Below are 7,867 nucleotides of genomic sequence, written 5' to 3'. Positions count from 1 at the left end.
TATCCTAACTAAAATTTCTAGTCTGGAAAGCATTTTTTATAAATTCCAATTTATCATTGTGCTGAGCAGTTTGAAGGTGCTTTTAGTAGCAATCCCGAATGAATAAGTTGTAACGACCTAGATTAACATCACTATTAAGTTCGTGATAAAACGATACTATTGCTCCCGCATTTACTCCAGACTTCCATAGTGGTGCTGAGATAGTAGGCACAACGAATAAATGAAGGTGCGCGTACATGTGTACGCAATCCCGAATGAATAAGTTGTAACGACCTAGATTAACATCCACTTTTCATTTTTCGAACTGTTCAGATTGAATAGAAATGCTGAGATAGTAGACGCAACGAGCGAATGAAGGTGCGCGTACTCATTGTACGCAATCCCGAATGAATAAGTTGCAACGACCTAGATTAGCGTTTCTATTCAATCTGACGTAAAAAGACCTTTCAATCGCTGTGTTAGCAATGAAAGGTCTAAGTTGTTTAGCAATCGCTTGACATGTTCCTTCAATACATCCAACAAACTATCGCCTTAATAAGTTCGTCTATTCCGTTTCGATAAGGCCAAACTTGCCATCACGACGTTTATAAACAATATTTGTTGTTTCTGAATCAGCATCATTATAGATGAAAAAGTCATGACCTAACATGTTCATTTGTAGGACAGCTTCTTCACTGTTCATTGGTTTCAATTGAAATTGTTTTGTTCTTACAATATCAAAATCCGCTTCGTGTTCATCCGTAGGAGGTACTGTTTCTGTTTTTACAGATTCGCTTCCTTTACGTGAACGGCGGTGAATTTTTGTTTTATGTTTTCGAATTTGACGCTCTAATTTATCAGATACTAAATCAATGCTTGCATATAAATCTTCGCTCGCTTCTTCGGCACGTAACACCAAACGAGGTAAAGGAATAGTGACTTCAACTTTTGCTGTTTTATCAGAATATGTTTTCATCTTTACATTCACATTAGCTTCGGGAATGTCATCAAAATAACGTTCTAATTTAGAAATTTTCTTTTCAACATAACCTCGGATAGCGTCTGTGACCTCAAAATTTTCAGCACGGATATTATAATTCAACATAATAATTCCTCCTTAAAATACAAGCCAGATAAGTACTGATAGCTATTGATTAGCTATACTTATCCTTACACTTATACTACCTTGTTTCGTTAAATTATGCAAATATTTAAACACTTCATTTATAGACTATTATTCATCATTTTTTGACACGAAAAAGAACGCATGCACCAATAACTTCTATCCCTTGTTTCAATAAACAGCGTTGGGCTCGATAGAGGGTTGCACCTGTCGTACAAACATCATCAAACAGCAAGGCTTGCGTTCGGGAACACGTTCGAATACATTCGAATTCATCCGTTGCTGTCAAACGATTTATTCTCGTTTTTCGTGCTTGTCGTTTTGCTGAATTTGTCATCAGTATCGGTTCATAACTCATTTTCGTTTCATTTAAAAGCGCTTCTGTTTGATTAAAAAAACGCTTACTCCTTTCAGCTTGAGGAATTGGTACGATAACTGCTTTACTTTTGTGCAGCTGCAATAACTGACGGACTTCCTTTCGAAAGCAGCCAGCAAGTAACCAATCTTCTTGATACTTAAATTGAGTCATAAAAGATTGAGCTGTTTCATCATACTCGTACAGACTATGAATTTTAAGTTGTAAACCACTTTGCTTCATTAAAAATCGCTCGTTCCTTTTCATCAATGGCGTTTCTGACTGCGCCTCCCATTTTTTAAAGCGTATCCGACATTTTTTACAGATTGCTGTTGTTTTAAAAAACAATGTCCAGGATACAGTTTCACTGGAACCTCCACACAATAAACAATCATCCATCTGAGGCTGCCTCATGGTTATGTTTTTTTATTTCTTTGATCATACTATTCAAAGCTGCCGTTTTGCCCGCATGAAAACAGATAACTGCTCCTGTAGGAAAGTTTTTTGATCGACCAACACGACCTGCAATTTGTATTAATACAGCTAAATTATAAAGACGATGATGTGCATTCATAATCACCACATCAATATCCGTAAAATTAACACCACGTTCTAAAATAGTAGTCGTCACTAAAAGACGTAGCTTTCTAGTTCGAAATGCTTCAATTTTTTGTTCACGTTCCTTATCTTCAGCACTAACACCTGCAACATTAATGTCCACCGTCTCTTTTAACATAGTGACCAATGATGAAATCCAGCTGATTTCTGGGACAAAAATAAGAACGTGTCGCTTCTCATGCTTTAGCAACCACTTTTTCAGTTTATCGGGTATTATCCCACGCATTAAACATTTTGCACCTTGCACATCTAACCTAAGACGTGGCACAACCAAAGCATATCCGTGATATCGTTTGTTCAGATGAGCATACGGTAAAATGCCAGTACGCATCTCCTGCTTTTGTGTTTTCGTGGGCGTGGCACTAAGCAACACGCTGCTACCCGTTTTCTTCAGCGCACGTTTTGTACCATACTGAAGCTGCAAACTGGAAACATAAGGAAACGCATCAACTTCATCAATAATGATTAAATCGAAGGCACAGTAAAAACGCCACATTTGTGGCGCTGTGGCAATGACTAATTGTTCATCTTTATAAACTGCTTCGCTCGTTTGGTGCAATGTCACCTGCTGCGTTCGACTAAACACTTTTTTTAGCCGCTTAGAAACATCTATGCAAGCTGCCCGCCGTGGACTTATAAAGGCAACTTGGCCACCGTTTTGTAAAAAGAAAGCGATGGTTTCATATAAAATTTCTGTTTTACCTGCACCTGTAACTGCCCAAATAAAATACCGTTCACAGCCTTTTTCTACTGCTTCTTTCAAGTGGTTACTTATAACTGATTGTTCTGGTGTGAGACATCCCTCCCATTCAAGCAAGTTAACATCAGTACCTTTACGCTGTAACGGCGGCTGCCATATATATTTTTGACATGTATTTGCCGATCCAACAGCTAAACATGACCGACAATAATAATAAGGTTCCGACACGCCATGCGTCACCTGAATAATTTCTTTGTTTGTATCACTTCCACATCGCCAACACTGTTCCTTTTCAAATGTCGGAAACGTTTGCCATCCTTCAAGGACCTCGCAGTTTATTGGAACCAAGTGCAACTGCCCTTTACTCTTCATTTTTAATCACCTCCATCTTCCCACTATTCTTGTCCCTTGGATTTTCTCCCTGTTAAAACACAAAAAACGTATTTGCGAGCGTTAAACACCTCACAAATACGTTTATAATTTAATAAAAATAGTATAATAGCAAATCGATTATTTAATTGTCCAAACAATAGCGAGTGCACCTGGGCCTAAATGCGTTCCCAAAACAGGACCGAACTCACTAACGTCCCATTCTACTTCTGGGTACTTCACAATCATTTCATTATAGATAGCTTCTGCCTTCGTTTCTACATCCGAATGTAATACGGTTGCACGCAGCTGCTTATCATTCTTGTAAACTTCAGCAAACAACTCTTCAACTCGAGCAATCGCTTTTTTCTGTGTTCTAATTTTTTCAAACATTACTAAGCTTTTATCCACAAAACGAATGACTGGCTTGATTTTCAACATGCTTCCAACTAATGCTGTTGCGCTAGACATCCGTCCGCCTCTTGCCAAGTGGTTCAAGTCATCAACAATAATATAAGCATCCATCGCATCAATCATCTGTTCGATTTTCGCGAGAATGGCTGTGATTGGCTGGTCTTGAGCAATCATGCGCCCTGCTTCTTCAACAAGATAAGCTTGTGGTCGGCTACTGTAATTGGAATCAATCACATGAATATCAACATCTTTCACTTCTTGTGCCATTGCATGAGCTGTTTGATACGTACCACTAATTTTTTCAGATAATGTTAAAACAATAATGGCATCGTGTGTTTTCGCTAAGCGTTCGTAAAGTGATAACCATTCGCCTGGCGAAGGTTGAGAACTTGTTGGTAACGCGTCACTTTCTTTTAAAAGCTGATAAAACTCTTTATTCGTTAAATCTTCTTGCTCTCGATAAGACTTCCCATCAATCGTTATGGTTAACGGTACGGTATGAATCGCGTACTTTTCAATGACTGCTTGATCAAGCGTTGCAGTCGTATCAGATACAAGTGCTATTTTCATCTCTTTCTCTCCTTTAACTAATCCCCACCCAGTTGTTGCGAATACCTTTCAAAACAGCCTGTGTTCGATCAGCAACATCTAATTTTTTCAAGATACTGCTGACATGATTTTTCACAGTTTTTTCACTGATATAAAGGTCCACACCAATATCACGATTATTTTTCCCAGCTGCCAATAATTGTAACACTTCACACTCTCGATGTGTCAAAATATGCAACGGATACTGAACATCTGAAGCCGATAAACTCCCTAAACTAATACTATCATTTGAACTTTTTGATAGTAGCAAAAGTAAACGTTTACTTATTTTAGGATGAATATACGCATTATCATTACTCAATTCTTTTACAGCAGCAATAAACTCTTGGCTGTCCATATCTTTAAGTAGGAATCCTACCACACCTTTTTGAATCGCTGCTGCAATTTCTTGATTGGTAACAAAATCAGATAATAACGCAACTTGCGTTTCTTCTTTATCACTCATATAAATTAACATTTCATTTAAAATAGTATTTTTTTCAGAATTACCATCCACAAAAACGATTTGCGGTTTATACTCTTCGTACTCAGCAATGATTGAATCAGATAGAGTCGTTACATGAACAACTTGTAGGTCATCATCTCCATTTAAAATATGTCGTAATCCTTCTCGGTATAACTGGTGATCATCTATAATCATTATTGTTGTCTGCATTTACCCTCATCCTCAAGTTGTGTTTTTTAACCATAAAAAATAAAATACTCAGTCATGATTCTTTTAGCCCATAAAAACCGTTTATATATTTTCTATTATAAGTAAATTTGACCTAACAAACAAACTTTATTTACTTTTCAAATAGTACCTATTAATATCAATTTGGCATAGATAATGCACACCAAACCAATGGGCATTGAATAATAATTCATTACTTTAAACTATTAAACAATTCAAAACGTTATAAATAAAAGACTTCCTTTCTAAAAACAAACTGTGATAGCTAACATCCATACAAAAAAATGAATAAAAAAAACATTATCTCTTTCTAAGAATAAGTTCAGCAGCTCTAAAAAAGAAATAAAAAAAACAATTTTCACACAATATACGATAGATATTTGAATGGTTTCTCAATAAGCTCTATAATAAATAGTAAGATGTTAAGCTTCATCAAACAAAAGTACCATCTCACTCAGCTATAAAAAAATATCACCAAAGTAAAAGTGAGCCTGTTTTTGTATTCATTTAATTTTTAAACGACGGTGATTTAAGATTTACAAATAACTTTTAAATTTCAAAAGAGAGGTTTTCCCCATGCTAGATACATATTTAACTGTAAAAACTAACGGAAGTCATGAAATAATTATTCAAAAATCTCGTTTCATTACTCACGTAAAACGAACAGTTGACGAAGCTGATGCACAGCACTTTATTCAGAGCATAAAAAAGGCGCACTACCAAGCGTCACACAACTGCTCAGCCTATCTTATTGGAGATAGAGACCAGTTTCAAAAAGCAAATGATGACGGTGAGCCAAGTGGCACTGCTGGCGTGCCGATGCTTGAAGTTCTAAAAAAACGTCAATTGAAAAATGTGACCGTTGTTGTAACGCGCTATTTTGGTGGTACCAAACTCGGTGCAGGCGGTTTAGTACGTGCTTATGGCAGTGCTGTCAGCGAGACACTCAATACAATTGGAATTGTTCGCTGTGAATTAATGACAATTGTAACGTGTGCTGTCGCCTACCCGCTATTGCCGATTCTCGAAAATCTATTACAAAAAAAAGCATTAGGCATACAAAAGATAGACTACAGTGAAAATGTATCACTTTCTATTTATGTCAAACATTCCGAAGTAAGTGAGATTTCAGATTGGTTGATAAATGTAACAAACGGGACTGCTAATATAACGATTGGCGATGTTTTATACCAAGAGCACGTGGTGCCATGCTAAAAAGTTCTTCGACTTTTAAACGCGCTCTTGATAGCTCGCGTTTAACACTTACACCACTCACGATGATTGACGCTGTTGATTTGCTCTCATTATGGTCTGAAGCTGAAACCATGCATTATCTACACGTTAAACCGCTTGACGATTTAAGTACTGTTCAAGATATGGTGAAAATGCTTGAAGACGATCGTTTCGCAATACGTTATGCCATTCGATTGAAAGCTAACGGCTCACTAATTGGTACCGTCGGCATTAATGATTGGACACCTAAAGGGATTGAAATTGGTTATGAACTACATGCGATGTATCGTCGTCAAGGTTTTATGCGCGAAGTTTTTTTATGTCTACTGCCTTTTATTTGGTCATTAACTGATGACTCTATTTACGCAAAAGTAGATAGCGCCAATATGCCTTCAAAAGAATTGCTGCGTTCGTTTAACTTTGAGCAACAATTTCAAAGTTGGGAATTTAATGTTGAACTTGATAAAAATATCCATATTTCTTATTTTATTTTGCAAAAAAAGAATTTTCTTACCTAATTTTAATCTAAACTAGCTATATTTACACATTTGTTTTATGTATAATGAAATAATGATGTCATTCTGTTCAGTTTTTCAAAATATGAACTATATAAAAAAGGGGTTTTCTAAATGTCCGATTTGCGACAGAATAAGCACAAAAAATTTCGTCGAAGAAGAATTATTCTTTTCTCGATTATGATTCCAATAATGCTTATAATTATGGTTGTTTCAGTCTATGCAACTTATCTTTATTCAAAAGGCGAAAATGCGTTTGATAAGGCATTCTCTTCAATACGTGACGGCAAAGGTTCTGATTTACGTACTAAAAACGTCGTAGCAGCTAAAGATAATATGTCATTTCTTATCATCGGAGTTGATGATAGCGATGTTCGTAACTTTAAAGGTAATGCTCGCTCAGATGCTTTATTATATGGAACTTTAAACATAAAAACACATGCACTCACATTACTTAGTATTCCGCGTGACTCCTATGTTCTTGTACCAGGCACAGAAAACAGCACTGAACAATGGACAAAAATTGCCCATGCTCATGCCTACGGCGGACCTGAACTCAGTGTTAAAACTGTCGAAAACACGTTACAACTACCCGTTGATAAATACGTGCGTTTCAACTTCACATCTTTCTTAGAGATTGTCGATGCTTTAGGCGGTATTGAAGTTGATGTACCTGTATCCTTTACTGAGCAAGATTCAAAGGATAAAGCGGGCGCAATCACACTGAAAAAAGGACTACAAGAACTAAATGGTGAACAAGCATTAGCTCTTGCTCGAACACGTCATATTGATAACGATATCGAACGTGGTAAACGACAACAACTTGTTATTGAAGCCATTATCAAAAAAGCGTTACAAATGGGATCTATTTCAAAATACGGTTCGATCATTGATACAGTTGGAAATAACATGAAAACTGATATGGATTTCGAAACGATGATGTCACTTGCAAAATATGCCATCAACAATAAAGACGATTTCAAAGTTAAATCAATCAACTTAAAAGGTGCAGATTCAACAATTGATAATATTTACTACTACCAATTAGACAATGAAGAGCTACATAAAACTGCTAATACTTTAGCGAAGGAATTGGATTTTGATCTACCCTTCCCAGATGCAACGAACACTACAGGCGACGAAGTAACAACTGACACTGGAATCGGAACTGAAACACCAGCAGTTACTCCTTAAATAAAAGCTTGTTGTAAAATAGTATTTTTATTTCAAAAATCAATAAAACAAAAATAAACAGCTACCTTTGGGTAGCTGTTTATTT

8 protein-coding genes are annotated in these 7,867 nt (G+C 36.4%); 3 read left to right on the top strand and 5 right to left on the bottom strand.

The features are described from left to right. Positions 1 to 544 precede the first annotated feature (544 nt). The 5 genes from hpf to IKV95_RS04340 form a co-directional block, all read right to left on the bottom strand. Positions 545 to 1,084 (bottom strand): ribosome hibernation-promoting factor, HPF/YfiA family, encoded by a 540-nt coding sequence (gene hpf / locus IKV95_RS04360; protein ID WP_029090856.1) that lies wholly within the window; start codon positions 1,082 to 1,084, stop codon positions 545 to 547. 136 nt (positions 1,085 to 1,220) lie between these two features. After that, positions 1,221 to 1,700, bottom strand: a complete 480-nt coding sequence (locus tag IKV95_RS04355; protein WP_141690170.1) for a ComF family protein — start codon at positions 1,698 to 1,700, stop codon at positions 1,221 to 1,223. A gap of 148 nt (positions 1,701 to 1,848) precedes the next feature. Further along, positions 1,849 to 3,147: an ATP-dependent helicase ComFA gene (locus IKV95_RS04350; protein ID WP_051457150.1), complete on the bottom strand. Its 1,299-nt coding sequence runs from the start codon at positions 3,145 to 3,147 to the stop codon at positions 1,849 to 1,851. 138 nt (positions 3,148 to 3,285) lie between these two features. After that, on the bottom strand, positions 3,286 to 4,128 hold the full coding sequence (locus tag IKV95_RS04345) for a DegV family protein (RefSeq protein ID WP_069118802.1): 843 nt from the start codon (positions 4,126 to 4,128) through the stop codon (positions 3,286 to 3,288). A 13-nt stretch (positions 4,129 to 4,141) separates the two neighbouring features. Next, on the bottom strand, positions 4,142 to 4,822 hold the full coding sequence (locus tag IKV95_RS04340) for a response regulator transcription factor (protein WP_029090859.1): 681 nt from the start codon (positions 4,820 to 4,822) through the stop codon (positions 4,142 to 4,144). A 594-nt stretch (positions 4,823 to 5,416) separates the two neighbouring features. Here IKV95_RS04340 and IKV95_RS04335 point away from each other — a divergent pair. The 3 genes from IKV95_RS04335 (at position 5,417) to IKV95_RS04325 (ending at position 7,782) form a co-directional block, all read left to right on the top strand. Continuing rightward, a complete protein-coding gene (locus tag IKV95_RS04335; RefSeq protein ID WP_029090860.1) occupies positions 5,417 to 6,055 on the top strand; it encodes a YigZ family protein in 639 nt (212 codons plus the stop codon). Further along, entirely contained in the window at positions 6,049 to 6,591 is a 543-nt protein-coding gene (locus IKV95_RS04330; protein ID WP_051535944.1) for a GNAT family N-acetyltransferase, read from the top strand. The genes IKV95_RS04335 and IKV95_RS04330 overlap by 7 nt, the downstream gene beginning before the upstream one ends. Before the next feature lie 111 nt (positions 6,592 to 6,702). Further along, positions 6,703 to 7,782 carry an LCP family protein gene (locus tag IKV95_RS04325; RefSeq protein ID WP_069118800.1) on the top strand — a complete coding sequence of 360 codons (1,080 nt, stop codon included), beginning with the start codon at positions 6,703 to 6,705 and terminating at the stop codon, positions 7,780 to 7,782. Positions 7,783 to 7,867: the final 85 nt, after the last annotated feature.

The sequence above is a fragment of the Brochothrix sp. genome, from assembly GCF_017549435.1.
Lineage (GTDB): Bacteria > Bacillota > Bacilli > Lactobacillales > Listeriaceae > Brochothrix > Brochothrix thermosphacta.
This window is presented reverse-complemented; position numbering and strand designations above follow the sequence as displayed.